At 70.9% G+C, this 14,446-nt stretch carries 13 protein-coding genes and 1 pseudogene; 6 read left to right on the top strand and 8 right to left on the bottom strand.

Going from position 1 to position 14,446, the window contains the following annotated elements; translation table 11 throughout:
* Nucleotides 1-23 precede the first annotated feature (23 nt).
* A complete protein-coding gene (locus QYS60_RS07790; RefSeq protein ID WP_289380939.1) occupies nucleotides 24-944 on the bottom strand; it encodes a hypothetical protein in 921 nt (306 codons plus the stop codon).
* A 181-nt stretch (nucleotides 945-1,125) separates the two neighbouring features.
* Between QYS60_RS07790 and QYS60_RS07785 the strand changes: the two genes are divergently transcribed.
* Nucleotides 1,126-1,764, top strand: coding sequence for a response regulator transcription factor (locus tag QYS60_RS07785; RefSeq protein ID WP_289380942.1), 639 nt, complete (start codon nucleotides 1,126-1,128; stop codon nucleotides 1,762-1,764).
* A gap of 8 nt (nucleotides 1,765-1,772) precedes the next feature.
* Here QYS60_RS07785 and QYS60_RS07780 read toward each other — a convergent pair whose 3' ends face one another.
* Entirely contained in the window at nucleotides 1,773-3,404 is a 1,632-nt protein-coding gene (locus tag QYS60_RS07780) for a GAF domain-containing protein (protein ID WP_289380961.1), read from the bottom strand.
* Between the two features lie 206 nt (nucleotides 3,405-3,610).
* On the opposite strand from QYS60_RS07780, the gene QYS60_RS07775 reads away from it, so the two are divergent.
* Together QYS60_RS07775 and QYS60_RS07770 are read left to right on the top strand one after the other, a co-directional pair.
* Entirely contained in the window at nucleotides 3,611-4,951 is a 1,341-nt protein-coding gene (locus QYS60_RS07775; protein ID WP_289380944.1) for a nicotinate phosphoribosyltransferase, read from the top strand.
* A gap of 261 nt (nucleotides 4,952-5,212) precedes the next feature.
* A complete protein-coding gene (locus QYS60_RS07770) occupies nucleotides 5,213-5,887 on the top strand; it encodes a 2OG-Fe dioxygenase family protein (RefSeq protein WP_371382849.1) in 675 nt (224 codons plus the stop codon).
* Here QYS60_RS07770 and QYS60_RS07765 read toward each other — a convergent pair.
* The 4 genes from QYS60_RS07765 to QYS60_RS07750 all read right to left on the bottom strand — a co-directional run bounded on the left by QYS60_RS07765 (nucleotide 5,850) and on the right by QYS60_RS07750 (nucleotide 10,210).
* Nucleotides 5,850-7,376: an MFS transporter gene (locus tag QYS60_RS07765; protein WP_371382893.1), complete on the bottom strand. Its 1,527-nt coding sequence runs from the start codon at nucleotides 7,374-7,376 to the stop codon at nucleotides 5,850-5,852. The two genes, QYS60_RS07770 and QYS60_RS07765, sit on opposite strands and share 38 nt — an antisense overlap.
* Nucleotides 7,377-7,579: 203 nt before the next feature.
* Complete coding sequence (locus QYS60_RS07760; RefSeq protein ID WP_371382848.1) at nucleotides 7,580-8,275, bottom strand: alpha/beta family hydrolase; 696 nt, start codon at nucleotides 8,273-8,275, stop codon at nucleotides 7,580-7,582.
* Complete coding sequence (locus QYS60_RS07755) at nucleotides 8,230-9,285, bottom strand: tellurite resistance/C4-dicarboxylate transporter family protein (protein ID WP_289380949.1); 1,056 nt, start codon at nucleotides 9,283-9,285, stop codon at nucleotides 8,230-8,232. The genes QYS60_RS07760 and QYS60_RS07755 overlap by 46 nt, the downstream gene beginning before the upstream one ends.
* 58 nt (nucleotides 9,286-9,343) lie before the next feature.
* Nucleotides 9,344-10,210: an Fpg/Nei family DNA glycosylase gene (locus tag QYS60_RS07750; RefSeq protein ID WP_371382847.1), complete on the bottom strand. Its 867-nt coding sequence runs from the start codon at nucleotides 10,208-10,210 to the stop codon at nucleotides 9,344-9,346.
* Nucleotides 10,211-10,397: 187 nt separating this feature from the next.
* Here QYS60_RS07750 and QYS60_RS07745 point away from each other — a divergent pair, with 187 nt between their 5' ends.
* The 3 genes from QYS60_RS07745 to QYS60_RS07735 are packed head-to-tail and all read left to right on the top strand — an operon-like array spanning nucleotide 10,398 to nucleotide 12,072.
* Complete coding sequence (locus tag QYS60_RS07745) at nucleotides 10,398-11,192, top strand: thymidylate synthase (protein WP_040783202.1); 795 nt, start codon at nucleotides 10,398-10,400, stop codon at nucleotides 11,190-11,192.
* Nucleotides 11,189-11,686, top strand: coding sequence for a dihydrofolate reductase (locus QYS60_RS07740; RefSeq protein WP_371382846.1), 498 nt, complete (start codon nucleotides 11,189-11,191; stop codon nucleotides 11,684-11,686). Before QYS60_RS07745 ends, QYS60_RS07740 begins: the two co-directional genes overlap by 4 nt.
* Nucleotides 11,687-11,745: 59 nt before the next feature.
* Complete coding sequence (locus QYS60_RS07735) at nucleotides 11,746-12,072, top strand: cupin domain-containing protein (RefSeq protein ID WP_010593051.1); 327 nt, start codon at nucleotides 11,746-11,748, stop codon at nucleotides 12,070-12,072.
* Nucleotides 12,073-12,076: 4 nt separating this feature from the next.
* Here QYS60_RS07735 and QYS60_RS07730 read toward each other — a convergent pair whose 3' ends face one another.
* Nucleotides 12,077-13,603 (bottom strand): carboxylesterase/lipase family protein, encoded by a 1,527-nt coding sequence (locus tag QYS60_RS07730; RefSeq protein ID WP_371382845.1) that lies wholly within the window; start codon nucleotides 13,601-13,603, stop codon nucleotides 12,077-12,079.
* A gap of 39 nt (nucleotides 13,604-13,642) precedes the next feature.
* Nucleotides 13,643-14,446: pseudogene (locus QYS60_RS07725) on the bottom strand (hypothetical protein); the annotation flags it as partial.

Here is a 14,446-nt window from a genome sequence, read left to right as displayed (position 1 = left end):
CTGCGGCGCCCGGTTCGGTCTGATCAGAACCCGATCCGCATGATCAGTTGCGGAAGACCGTCGAGATCCATCCGTTCGGCGAGCCTGGCCGCCGAGTCCTCGACGCGCAGTGGATAGGTGAGCACGGAGGCGGACAGCCGGGCATCGACCGCCGCCAGCCACGCCCGCTCGGATGCGATGCCCACCCGCACCAGGTCGATCGGATCGGCGGACTGCACCGAGAAGACGAGCACGGTCTCCCGGTCGATGGCCGCCGCGAGCTCGGCGGTGTCCGGCACGCCGGTGGTGATCAGTGCCCGCCCGGCCGCTCCGCCGGCGTCCAGATCGGCGCCCCAGTCGGTCACCACCTCGGCGTTGCCCTCCGGATGCCAGTGCGACGTCCACCGGAACATCTCGCGCTGGTAGTGCGGGTTGCGGCGCATCGCCTCGGCCGAATACGTGAGCATGTCGGCGAGGGCCGGCGCCTCGTCCGATGCCAGCAGGCGGACGCGGACGCCAGGGATGTCTGCGGCGGTCATCACGTCGGCGACGGTGGTGGCCGGCACCGGGATCCGGGCGAACGACTCGCGGTGGCTGCGCCGGTGCGAGATCGCGGCGAAGTACCCCAGATCGGTGCTCGACGGCGTGGCCGGTGCCGCCGCCTCGATCCGCGCGATCAGCTCGGGCCGCTGCGGCTCCGGTAGCAACAGGGTCCGGGTGCTCCAGCCGAGCGCGCGGATGCCGAGTTCGAGATTGGCGACGGCGGCCCCGCACGAGATGAGGCGGTCCGGACGCAGCGGGTCCGAACCGGGCGCTGCGAACTCGGCCCGCTCCTCCAGTTCGGCGGTGCGCGCCGGGAGTCGCAGATTCCACGGCTGGGTGTCGTGAATCGAGGGGGCCGCGATCACGGCACGCGCGATGACCTCGGTGTCGCTCGTGGACCAGGTGTCGGGCACCGTGGACATCGCAGCCTCCTCGTCCTGGTCGGTCGTCCCGCACGGCTCATCGGGACGACGTTCCGAGCATCGCCCGCGGGCTGCGCCGGGCGCATGTGCCGAAGGTCCCGAAACTGCCGTCGAACGGCCCGGGGCAGGCGGTGTGCGAGCATGGTCACCGCAACACCGGTGCCAGGAAAGGTGAGGGACGATGCCTCGGGTATTTCTCGTCGACGACCACGAGATCGTGCGGCGCGGGTTGGTCGACCTGCTCGACAGTGTGCCCGACTTCACGGTCGTCGGGGAGGCCGCGTCGGTCGGCGAGGCGCTGGCCCGCATCCCGGGCAGCGGTGCCGAAGTCGCGGTCCTCGACGTGCGCCTGCCCGACGGCAACGGCGTGGAACTGTGCCGTAAGCTGCGGGCCCGCATGCCGGAGCTGCGCGCTCTCATGCTCACCTCCTACGCCGACGACGAGGCCCTGTTCGACGCGATCATGGCGGGCGCGTCCGGGTTCGTGCTCAAGCAGATCCTCGGTACCGACCTGGTGTCGGCGATCCGGACCGTCGCGGCCGGCGGCTCGCTGCTCGACAGCCGGGCGACGGCCGCGCTCATGGAACGCATCCGCGCGTCCCGCACGGCGGATCCCCTCGCCGAACTGTCCGACCAGGAACGGGCGGTGTTCGAGCTGATCGGCGAAGGCCTGACCAATCGTGAAATCGCCGAGCGGTTGTTCCTGGCGGAGAAGACGATCAAGAACTACGTCTCGCGGCTGCTGGCGAAGCTCGGGATGCAGCGCCGCACGCAGGCCGCGGTGCTCGCCACCGAGTTGCGCAAGCAGCGCGAGGTCTGACGCAGAGGTCAGAGCGGCGCCTGCCACACCACGCGCGTGCCGCCCGTCGCGCCGGGGCCGATGCTGCAGCACCCGCCGCACTGCTGGGCACGCCGGTCGAGGTTGGCGAGGCCGCTGCGGCGCGGGGCGTCCGGCAGCCCGATTCCGTCGTCGACGATCTCGATCGTGAATTCGTCTCCCGCTGTGACGGATACGGAGATCTTCTCCGACTGCGAGTGACGCAACGCGTTGCTGAGTCCTTCCCGCAGCACCGCTTCGGCGTGCGGATGGATGCGGGCGGGAACCAGAGTGTCTATCGGCCCGGAGAACTGGACGTTCGGCGCCACCGGCGACTGGGCGGTCAGGTCGCCGACCACGTCCAGTAACCGCCGCCGCAGGCTGGTCGACGCCGCGGCGCCGGTGGTGTGCAGATCGAAGATGGTGGTGCGGATCTCGCGGACGGTGCGGTCGAGTTGCTCGACGGCGTGCTGGACGATATTCGTGACCCGGTCGGGGTCGGTGCCGGGCACCAGCGTGCTCTGCAGACTCATTCCAGTGGCGAACAACCGCTGGATCACGTTGTCGTGCAGATCCTGCGCGATACGGTCGCGGTCCGCGAGCACGTCCAGCAACCGCTTCTTGCGTTGCTGCGTGGCGAACTCCAGTGCGACGGTGACGAGATCGGCCATGGATTCGAGCCGGACGACGTCCTCGTCGTCCCACGCGTCGGATCGGGCCGCGCGGGTCACGATCAGGGCGCCGCTCGCACCGGAGGTGGCGGACAAGGGCAGGATGACGGCGCGGACTTCGGCGCCCGACGCGCCCGGAACGCCCTCGAGACTGTCGGTGAGCAGGGTGCGGCGCGTCCGGATCGCCTCGAGCACAGGCGAATCGGTGAGGTCGAGACGGGCGCCGGCCGACGGCGGCCCGGGTGCGGCGCCGGCCCGGACCGTGCCCTGGGCGCCGTCGACGAGCACGACGTAGCTGCCTTCGGTATGGGCGAGGTCGCGCACGCGGTCGACCAGCAGTTCCAGAGTCTCGTCGACCGAACCGCCCACCAGCAGCCGGGAGTTGATCGCCGCCATCGCCTCGAGCCAGCGTTCGCGGGTGACGGACCCCTCGAACAGGCGCGCGTTGTCGATCGCGACGCCCGCGGAGGTCGCGAGCACCTTCAAGATCACCTCGTCCTCTTCGGTGAACGCCGGGGAACCGACCTTCTCGGTGAGGTAGATGCTGCCGAACACTTTGCCGCGCACCATGATCGGAGTGCCGAGGAAACTCTTCATCGGTGGATGCCCCGGAGGGAATCCGATCGATGCGGGATGCCGGGACAGGTCCGCGATACGCACCGGCCTCGGGTCGTTGATGAGCAGACCGAGCAGGCCGCGGCCCTCCGGGAGATGGCCCATGCGACCGCGCGCCTCGGGGGTGATCCCCACGTAGACGAACTCCGAGAGTCCGCCGTCGGGAGCCCGCACGCCCAGCGCGCCGTAGCGGGCGTCGAGCAGCGTCACGGCCGCGGAGACGATGCGCTGGAGCATCGAGTCGAGTTCGAGGCCCGACCCGACGACGAGCACCGCCTCGAGCAGGCTCTGCAGGCTCGCGCGGGTGGTGACGGTGTCGGTCAGCCGGTCCCGGATCTCGGCGAGCAGTCCGTCGATGTCGGCGGTGCCGTCGTTGGAGTCACCGACGGCGGTGCCGTCGCTCGTAGCGTCACCGGTAGTGCTCACACCGTCAGCATAGGTGCAGACGAAGACGGTCCCTTCCCGTGCACCGGGTGCAACCTGCCGCCGGCGCCTCGTCGGCGTGTGAGAATTTCGGGTATGGAGAACACACCCGCCCGTGCCGGGCTCGGGTGACGGCCGTCGTGCGATTCCCGGGCGCCGCACTGTTCACCGACCTGTACGAGGTCACGATGGCCCAGGCCTACGCGGTCCGGGGCATGTCGGAGACGGCCGTGTTCGAGACGTTCTTCCGCAAGCTGCCGGCCGGAAGGTCGTACGTGGTGGCCGCCGGCCTGCCCGATGTGCTCGACTTCCTGGAGGCGTTCCGGTTCGAGGAGGACGACCTGCGGTACCTGCGCGGACTCGGATTGTTCTCCGACGAGTTCCTCGGACAGCTCGCCGCGGTGCGCTTCACCGGCGACGTGTGGGCGGTGCCGGAGGGCACGGTCGTCTTCCCGAACGAACCGATCGTGCAGGTCGTCGCACCGATCCTTGAGGCGCAGCTCGTCGAGACGTTCGTGCTGAACCGCATCCACCTGCAGAGCGTCCTCGCCAGCAAGGCCGCGCGCGTCGTCGAGGCCGCGCGGGGCCGCCTGGTGGTGGACTTCGGCGCACGCCGGGCGCACGGCACCGACGCCGCGCTGCACGTCGCCCGCACCGGATACCTCGCGGGAGCCGCCGGTACGTCGAATCTGCTCGCCGCCAGGGAGTACGGCATTCCGGCGTTCGGCACGATGGCGCACAGCTTCGTCCAGGCCTTCGACGACGAGGCCGAGGCCTTCGAGGCGTTCGCCCGGCTCTATCCGGGTACGACGCTGCTGGTCGACACCTACGACACCCTGCGCGGTGTGGACCTCGTCGTCGACCTGGCCGGTCGGCTGGGGGAGCGGTTCGACGTGCGCGCGATCCGGCTGGATTCCGGTGACCTGGGTGCCCTGTCGAAGGCCGCGCGCGCCCGGCTCGATGCGGCCGGGCTGCCCGACGTCCGGATCTTCGCCTCGTCGGGCCTCGACGAGTACAGCATCGCAGCACTGCTGGACGCCGGTTGCCCCGTAGACGGCTTCGGTGTGGGCACCCAGCTGTCGATCGCCCAGGACGCGCCGACCCTCGACATGGCGTACAAGCTGGTCGAATACGCCGGCGTCGGACGTACGAAGCTGTCGAGCGGCAAAGTGCTCCATCCCGGGCGCAAGCAGGTGTACCGGCGGACCGACGGCGGCGTGTTCGCCGGCGACACCATCGGCCGGCCGGACGAGGACCTCCCGGGTGAGCCGTTGCTGGTGCCCGTGATGCGCAGCGGCCGGCGGCTGGCGCAGTACGACGCCGGACTCGACGAGGCGCGACGCCGTGCACGGCAGCAGATCGACGCTCTTCCGGCGGCGCTTCGTTCCCTCGACGAGGCGGGGTCGCCGTATCCCGTGACGGTGAGCGCGCGGGTGCAGGACGATCTCGATCGGTTGCGCCGGGACCGGCAGGCTCCCTGACCGGGATCCTGTCGGATGGGCGGAGGTCGCTTCGTGGGGTCACTCGCCGTGCCGACGGTGGCGTTCGCTCTTCGACCCCATGGATGTCGTTCGGTGCCTTTCCGGAGGGCGGCTGCGTCGTCTGTACCGGCGAAGGTTGCGCCAGTGGAGCGTCCTGGCCGACTCTGAGTAGGTGAGGGAGGATGTCGTGGGGGTACGGACGCCGGCGCGGACCCGGTCGACGCCGCACGGCGAGCGCTCGCTTCCGTGGGTACGTTCCTGATGCCGGCGACAGACCTGTGGCGATCCATCGGTGCCGACGCCGAGACCTGGGTTCGGTTCTCCGCGCATTGGGAGGAGCTCGAGCCCGACCCGTACGCGGCAGAACAGGGCGTGCACCGGCTGCGGCGCTACGGTCGGTTCCGGTACCGGGCGGCCGACGGCGCACTGGAGCCGACGGCGCACCGGGAATTCGCACAGCCTGACGAGTCCAACGTTCTCTACCTCGGACGAGACCGCCAGTTCGAACCGCTGACGGCCGTGTTCCTCGCAGATCCGCTGTTCGAGCGCACGGTGAAGCTGGTGGGCCGGATCGTGCCGGTCCTCGACGACGCTTCCGTATGGACGGTCTGGGTGCATCCGTTCCGCGTGGTCGCATCGGCAGACAACGAGGGCCGGCCCACGCCCGAGGGCGTGCACCGCGACGGTGTCACGCTGGTCGGTTCCCTGTTGATCGGCGTCGACAATGCCGTCGGGGGCGAAAGTTCGGTGTTCGGCCCGCAGGGCGATCGACTCGTGACGACGACCCTGCGCGAACCCGGCACCTTCCTCCTGGGCGACGACCGTTGCACCTGGCACGGTGTGTCGCCGATCCGACCCGTCGACCGCGGTAAGCCGGCCCGTAGGGACGTGCTGGTAGTCACTTTCGCACCGTCGGCTTCCTGCGGCGGGACATGAGCACGAAGGCCGCCACCGCCACAGCGACGGGCAGGACGCTGACAGTCAGCATGGTGAGTCGTACCGCGTCGGCCAAGTCCGCTCCGAGATCGAGACCGCCCACCTGCCGCAGCAGGTTCGGGTCGTACCCGGCGCCACCGAGGCTCTGCGCCACCGCGCTGCGCGCGGCGTCCACGGCCTGCTCGCCCTGGGTCGCCGTCAGCCCGCGTGCCTCGGCGTCGGCCAGCCATTCGCGCTGGAAGAACACGTCGAGGAGCAGCAGGTACACGGTGGGCCCGAACGCATAGCCGGTCATCCCGAAAGCCAACTGCACGGAAGCCACCGTTCCGGACTGCCCGCTCGGCGCCTGGGAGAGCACCGTCTCGGACACCGATGTGGAGGTCACCATCGAGCCGAGGTTGTACAGCCACACGGCCGAGACGAGCAACCACAATGCCATCGTCGGGCCGACTGTGCCCGCCATCAGCAGTCCGGCGGCTGCCATGAACAGGAGGCCGACGACCATCACCGGTCTCGGCGAGAACTTCCCCACCAGGTTCCCGGACAAGACCACGAAACCGGCGATCAGCAGCGTGCCGGGGAGGAACAACAGGCCGATGGTCTCCGGGGAGAGCGCGAGCACCACACTGCCGAACTGCCCCAGGACGATGCCGAGCCCGGCCATGAGGAAATTCAACGTGAATGCCGCCGCCAGAGCCACGCTGAAGGGTCGGCTTCCGAACAGAGCCAGGTCCAGTGCCGGTTCGGGGGTGCGGCGTTCGTGGCGAACGAAAAGCACGGCTGAGACCACGCTGACAGCCAGCGGCAGCCATGTCTCGGGCCGGAACATGCCGTTCTGCACGGCGGCCAGTCCGATGACGAGTGCCAGGAGCGCCGTACCGACCAGGGCGACGCCTGCCACGTCCAGCCGAGCGCGATGCTGCACGGGTGTCTCCGGCACGTACCTCGCCGTCAGCAGAAACGAGATCACGGCGAGCAGCGGTGCGACCAGGAACACGACTCGCCAGCCGACGGCCGCCACCGCCCAGCCCGCCAACGCTGGGAGCACCCCACAGAGAACCATCTCGACGGCCACGAAAACGCCGATGGCCGTCGGCCGCTGCTTTTCCGTCACGGACGCCTTGAGCAGGGCCAGCGGCACGCCGAGCAGCGCCGTCATTCCCAATCCGTCCAAGACCCGCATCGCAAGCAGAAAGACGTAGCTGGGGGAGAGCATCGAGAGCAGGTTGGCGACCGTGACGACGACCAGTCCCGACATCAGCAAGCGTCGAAGCCCGAACGCGTCGCCGAGATTGCCCGCGGCGAGGACGGCTGCGGCCATCACCAGCGTCGCCATGCCGCCCAGCAATCCGACGAACTGCGGTGGCACCTCGAGGGCCCGGCTCACCTGCGGCAGATTCAGGCTCAGCACCAGCGGGTCGACGACCGTGATCGTGAAGGCGAGGGACAGGGCCAGGATGATGGGCAGGGTCCTCATGCCGGTCTGCAACCGAGACGTAGGCACCGCCCACCTCCCCTGCTCCCCACGTCCGACGTGATCGACTCTAGCGCCCGGCTTCTGCATCCCGTCCGAGGTTCGGAGGACCGAACCGACTGCCCGGCTGCAGCGGCTCGTGATGGATACGAGAGACCGCCGTCGTCGAGGATCCACCCGAGACCCGGCCGCCGACGCGTTGCGCGCGGCCGTGGGGGCTACGCCCGGGACGAGGTGTCCGAGAGGAGTCCGGACACGGCGTGCACGATCGACGGTGCCGGATCGGTCCGCGCCTTGCCGAGATCGTGGGCTGCGCCCGTCACCGGGACCAGCGCGACGGGCGCCGGTATCAGCGGCAGCGCGTCGCGCATCTCGTCCAGGGTGCCGAACGGGTCGCGGTCACCGTGGGTGAACACCGTCGGCACGGCGAGCGCGGGCAGGTGTTCGGTGCGCGCCTTCTCGGGCTTGCCCGGCGGGTGCAGCGGATAGGACAGCAGGACGAGCGCGTCCGCGACGCCGGGCTGCTCGGCCGCGAGCATCGACGTCTGCCGGCCGCCGTACGAGACGCCGCCGAGCACGAGTGGACCGGAGGCGCAGGCCCGCATCGCCGCGGCCGCCGCCGCGATCCCGGCCCGGTCCTCCGCGGCCCGCGACGGCTGCGGCGGGCCCTTCGAATGTCGGCGCCGGAACGGCAGGTCGAAGCGCAACGCGAGGAACCCCGCCTCGGCGAAGGCGCCGCACAGCTGCCGCAGGATCGCCGCGTCGCAGTTTCCACCCGCCCCGTGGGTCAGGGCCACCGCACCGCGTGGAACGCTGCCGGGGCGATGCAGCACGCCGTGCACCGGATCGTCGTCGAAGGCCTCGGTGGTCACCGGCCCACGGTAGCCGGACGCGGACGCAGCACCGTGCGCCACAGGTGCACGAGCATCGCCGCGAACACCGCCGCCCACACCGTCACGGCCACCCACAGTTCCGTCCTGCCGACGACCCCGACCCACGGCAGCTCGTCGGCCTCGGCGAGGTAGACGCCGGCGACGCCGTACATCCCGAGCGGGAACACGATCGACCACAGGCCCGGCTCGTAGCGCAGCCGGATGCGGTGGGTGCGGTGCCGCCACCACCCGGCGGCGACGAGGGCGGGCAGCAGCCACGTCGCGAACGCCCAGAACACCACCACCAGCCCGGCGACGAGTCCGCGGGTGGCGTCGACCATCGGGGCCGACTCCATGGCCACGATGCGTGAGCCGGCCACCACGGTGATCGCTGCAGCGCCCATCGACACCCAGTACGACGGTGTGAGGTCCACCGGCCGGAGCGGATACTGCATCATCCGTGCCGCGACGAACACGCCCGCCGCGGCGTAGAGGAACAGACCCACCGACCACGCGAACACGGCTACCAGCGACAGCGGCCGGCGGAGGTCGTCGTAGATCGGCTCGAGGGTTGCCGCGGCGAGTGCGACCGACTGGGCTGCGACCACCCACACGAACCAGCTGCCGTTGGCTTTGGCGATCACCGGGCGCCGGCGGGTGCCGAGCACTGCCGTCCACGGGATGACGTAGCCGAGCACGAGCCACGTCGCGGCCGCCCCGGCGAGCAGGACCGCGGCCGTCGAGTGCCATCCGTCCATGGTCAGGCGGATCCCCAGCACGTTGCTGCCCGCGACGAACGTGAAGAAACCGAATGCGCGGCTCGCGTCGGTGAGGTCGGTGCGGATCTCACCGCGGAATCGCACGAGCCGCCACCCGGTCAGCGCGAGCAGGACGACGTAGGCGACGACGGACACCAGTAGCAACGCCGCCGACACCGTCGTCAGGCCGTGCAGCTGCATGCCGATCGACACGATGCCGGTCGCCATCACGAGCGCGAAGTAGCCGGGGTCGAGCGTGCGGGTGCACCTGCGGAGACCGTCGAGAACCGTCACAGCCGCACGTTACCGCCGTGGTGTCCGTTCGGATCGGCACGGGTCCGCACGGCACCGTTCACTTGACCAGTCGCGACAGCCGCCGGTCCGCGAGGATCCTTCCGCCGGTCTGACACGTGGGGCAGTACTGGAAGGAGCGTTCGGCGTAGGCGACCTCGCGGACGGTGTCGCCGCACTCCGGGCAGGGCAGCCCGGTGCGGGCGTGGACCCGCATCCCCGACCGCTTCTCACCTTTGAGCCGTGCGGCGTCCTGCCCTACGGAACGGCTGACGGCGTCGAGCAGCACCGTGCGCATCGCGTCGTACAGCGCCTGTCGTTGCTCGTCGCCGAGCCGGCCCGCCGGCGCGAACGGCGACAGCCGTGCGACGTGCAGGATCTCGTCGGAGTAGGCGTTGCCGATCCCGGCGAGCACCTGCTGGTCGGTGAGGGCGGTCTTCAGGCGGGCGGTGCTGCCGGCCAGTCGCGCGGCCAGCTCGTCGGCGGTGACGGCCAGCGCGTCGGGACCGAGCCCGGCGAGGCCGGGCACCTGCTGCGGGCGGTCGACGAGCCACACGGCCAGACGTTTGCGGGTGCCGGCCTCGGTGAGGTCGAAGGCGGGGGTGGCGGCCTCGGGGGTGAACAGATGTACCCGCAGCGCGAGCGGGCCGCGGCCCAGCTTCGGCGGGGCCGGCGACGGGTTGTCCTGCCAGCGCAGCCACCCGGCGCGCGACAGGTGCACGACGAGCCACAGTCCGGAGCAGTCGACCGCGAGGAACTTCCCGAAGCGGGAGACGCCGGTGACGTCGCGGCCCTGCAGCGCGGTGACCGGCGGGTCGGCGGTCTGCAGGACGCTGAGCGCCGCCACGTCGATCCGGCCGACGACGGCACCGACGGCGTGCTCGCGCAGGAACACGGCCAGGGCTTCCACCTCGGGTAGCTCGGGCATGGAGTCAGGCTATCGCGCTCGTGCGTGCTTCGGGCTGCCCCGACTACCACAACCACGCACGGGCGATAGCCTGTCGTGGTGCCCCGGGCGATAGCCTGTCGTGGTGCCCCGGGCGATAGCCTGTCGTGGTGCCCCGGGCGATAGCCTGTCGTGGTGCCCCGGGCGATAGCCTGTCGTGGTGACTGCCGTGCCCACTCCGTACGAAGATCTTCTCCGCCTGGTGCTCGAGACCGGCACGCCGAAGGCGGACCGGACGGGCACCGGTACGCGCAGCCTGTTCGGGCACCAGATGCGTTTCGACCTCGCGCAGGGCTTTCCGCTGATCACCACGAAGAAGGTGCACCTGAAGTCGATCGTGTACGAGCTGCTGTGGTTCCTGCGCGGCGACTCGAACGTCAAGTGGCTGCAGGAGCACGGCGTGACCATCTGGGACGAGTGGGCCGACGCCGACGGGGAGCTCGGTCCCGTCTACGGGGTGCAGTGGCGGTCCTGGCCGGCCCCCGACGGCGGCCACATCGACCAGATCACCAAGGCGATCGACACCATCCGCACCGACCCCGACTCGCGGCGCATCGTGGTCTCCGCATGGAACGTCGGCGAGATCGACAAGATGGCGCTCGCGCCGTGCCATGCGTTCTTCCAGTTCCACGTCGCCGACGGCAAGCTCAGCTGCCAGCTGTACCAGCGCAGCGCCGACCTGTTCCTCGGCGTGCCGTTCAACATCGCCAGCTACGCGCTGCTCACCCACATGGTCGCTCAGCAGACCGACCTCGAGCCGGGTGAGTTCGTGTGGACGGGCGGGGACTGCCACATCTACGACAACCACGTCGAGCAGGTCGCCGAGCAGCTCGGCCGCGAGCCCTACCCGTACCCCACCCTGGAGCTGAACCGGCGCGGGTCGATCTTCGAGTACGAGTACGAGGACGTGCAGGTCACCGGTTACCGGCACCACCCGCCGATCAAGGCCCCGGTCGCGGTATGACGGCGACGGGGGACGTCGTCCTGATCTGGGCGCAGGACCGCGCCGGTGGCATCGGCCGCGACGGTGCGATCCCGTGGCACATCCCCGAGGACATGGCGCACTTCCGGGCCGCGACGCGGGGGAAGCCGGTGATCATGGGCCGGTTGACGTGGGAGTCGCTGCCGCCGCGCTTCCGGCCGCTGCCGGGCCGGCGCAACATCGTCGTCACCCGAGACCCGGCCTGGTCGGATGCGGGCGCCGAGGTGGCCCACGGCGTACCGGAGGCCCTGGCGCTCGCCGGTGACGGTGACGTCTGCGTCATGGGTGGTGGACAGATCTACGCGCAGGCGATGCCGCATGCGACGCAGCTGCTCGTCACGGAGGTGGACCTGGAAACCGGAGCGGACGCCTTCGCTCCGCCGCTCGGTTCCGAGTGGGCGGCCGTGGACGTCGGTGAGCGGCAGGAATCCGGCGACGGAATCGGGTTCCGCTTCGTCCGGTACACGCGAACCTGACCGGTGGCGCGTCCGGTGGGCCATACTGCGAGGGCGTACCCCGACCAGGAAGGGCAGCCATGGACAAGCTTTCCCTCACGGCTCTGGCGCGACAGCAACTGAAGCTGGCGGCGGCATCGAGCAGCGGCCGCAGCTCGCAGACCATCTTCGGCGGGCACGCCAGGCATCTGCGGCAGACGATGGTCGCACTGCTCGCCGGACACGAACTCGCCGAGCACGACGGCCCCGGCGAAGGGTCGCTGCAGGTGCTCAGCGGACGCCTGTCCCTGATCGCCGGGGACGATTCCTGGAAGGGCTCGACCGGCGACTACCTGGTGCTGCCCACCGTCCGGCACAGCGTCACCGCGCTCGAGGACGTGGTGTTCCTGCTGACCGTGGTCAAGTGAGCGCTCACACCTGCGGCAGCGCCACTCCGCGGTAGCCGCGGTACCCGGCCCAGGCCAGTCGCCGCTCCCGCCACGGGTCGTACTCCACGTGCGTCGGGTCGTCGAAGACGACGGTGGCGCGGTCGCGTTCGTCGTAGCGCGGCCACGACGGCAGCGGTTCTCCCTCCTGTGCGAAGTGCAGCCACTGACGCTGCACCGAGTCGCTCACCGCGCGCAGCGCGCGCCGGCCACCGGCGGCCGTGACCACCCGCCCCAGGGCGGTGTCGGCCTGTCCGAACACGGCGAGCAGTTCGAAGGCGTGGGTGGCGTGGAACCCGGTCCAGCGCAGCAGCGGCGGTGCGTAGTCGAACCGGTAGCTGTAGGTGGGGGCGTGGCGGGCGTGGGCCTGGGCGATCTCGATCGAGGGATGCCAGAACGTGAGGTCGCCGCCGAGGTCGACGGCCGCCCGGGCGTCCGGGTAGCCGGGATAGGCCGCGACGATGCGTTCCTGGGCCGTGGGATCGGTGAGCCCGAACATCTGCTCGATGCGGAGTTGATTGGTCGGCAGCGCGTCGAGGACCCGCGGGAACAGCGTCCCCTCCCGGGCGTTGGTGCCGATGATGAGCGGAACCCGATGGGCGGCACCGCTTTCGTAGGCCTCGATGGGGCTGGTGGGGAGGTAGTCGCCGTCGACGACGGGGCCGAACGCGTGCAGGCCCGGAGTCTCATGCAGGATGCGCCCGCTGAGCCGCCGCGCGGCGCGGCCGAACTCGACCGGCGTGGCGGATCCGAGCGCCTCGGCCGCGGAATCCCGTTCTGCGCCGAGCAGTTCGACGAAACGTCGCGCCCACTCGGCCGCATGATCGGCATCGACGACGAGGTTCGGTGCCGAACTCTGGGCGACAGCCCGGGCGAACAGTCCCTCGGCTGCGGGGGTGGCGAGCAACGTGGTCACGGCATTGCCGCCGGCGGACTCGCCGAAGATCGTGACGTTGTCGGGGTCGCCGCCGAACGCGGCGATGTTGCGGCGCACCCACGCCAGGGCGGCAACCTGGTCGCGTAGCCCCGGATTGGAGTCGAACGGCCTTTCGGCCGTGGAGAATTCGGTGAAGTCGAGGTAGCCGAGGCTGCCGAGCCGGTAGTTGATCGACACGTAGATCAGGTCACCGCGGCGTACCAGCGATTCCCCGCTGTAGAGCGGCAGCGCCGTGGTGCCCAGCGTGTAGGCGCCGCCGTGGATGAACACCATCACCGGCCGGGGCGCCGCGGCGGGCGTCGCGGGTGCCAGCACGTTGAGCGTCAGGCAGTCCTCGCTCGCGGGCTGCTGCTTCCGGAAGCCGATGGTCAGGCCCCGTGGGTGCTGGCTCGCCGCGGCACCGAAATGCGTGGCGTCGCGTTCGCCGGTCCAGGGTTGCACCGGCTGCGGGGCGCGCAGTCGCAGCGGGCCGACCGGAGGGGCCGCGTAGGGGACTCCGCGCCAGGCGAGGAGGTCGCCGATGCGGGTGCCCCGCAGGGCGCCGTCGAAAACTGTGACAAGGGTCTCGGCCGCCATGCTCGAACTGTACGTGACGGCCGGTCATAGGTGCCGCGGTTACCAGTGCCGGCCGTGCAGGCCGTGGGCGGCGAGCTCGGCGTCGGTGTGGGCACGCAGGGCGGCCCGGGTGGGGAAGCACTCGTCGTCGAGTGCGACGAGGGCCAGGGTGTAACGCTCGCCCTGACGGCACAGGTATGCGGCGAGCCGGGTGGACGTCGCGGCCCGGGCGGTCGCGAGACCCGGATGGACGGCGCGGGTCGCGACGCCGGTGGTGCGGTGCGGCCCGAAGCCGTCGAGCACCGCGGGCAGCGGTCCGATGTTGGAGCACAGCAGGTCCCGCTCACCGGCCCCGGCGGCGAGACGCGCGGCGAGCCGGTCGGGCAGCAGTTGCAGCGCCTCGTCCGGCAGGCCGTGCGGTGCCCCCTCCCGACTTCGGGTGTACGCCTCCCGGGCGTGGTGGCGGATCGACGCCGGGGTGTCGGATGCGTCGACCACCACCTCCGTCATCGTCACCCCGTTGCCGGCGCCGGGGAGCCCGGGTGCGGCGGTGCGGCCGTCGACGGGCACCGCGATCCGCACCGGCCAGTCGAGTCCGGCGCGGTGCGCGATGCCCGCGGCGACGGCGAGGAAGAGCGAGTTGGGGGTGCCGCCGGACGTGTCGGCGGCGGTGTCCCAGGCGCTCGCGTCCACGTCGAGCAGCGCCGTGCGCGCGGGCGAGCGGATCGGACGGGGCTGCGGGGGCTTGTCGGTGCGCCGGGCCCAGCGGGCCCGGCGCAAGCCGCGGGCGACGCGCCGGACCAGCCGCGCCGCGTCGCGGATGTCGGAGACGCGCTCGGGGTCGGACGGACGGATCCGCTCGGC

It is taken from the genome of Rhodococcus sp. GXMU-t2271 (assembly GCF_041414735.1).
Taxonomy (GTDB): Bacteria; Actinomycetota; Actinomycetes; order Mycobacteriales; family Mycobacteriaceae; genus Rhodococcus; species Rhodococcus indonesiensis.
This window is presented reverse-complemented; position numbering and strand designations above follow the sequence as displayed.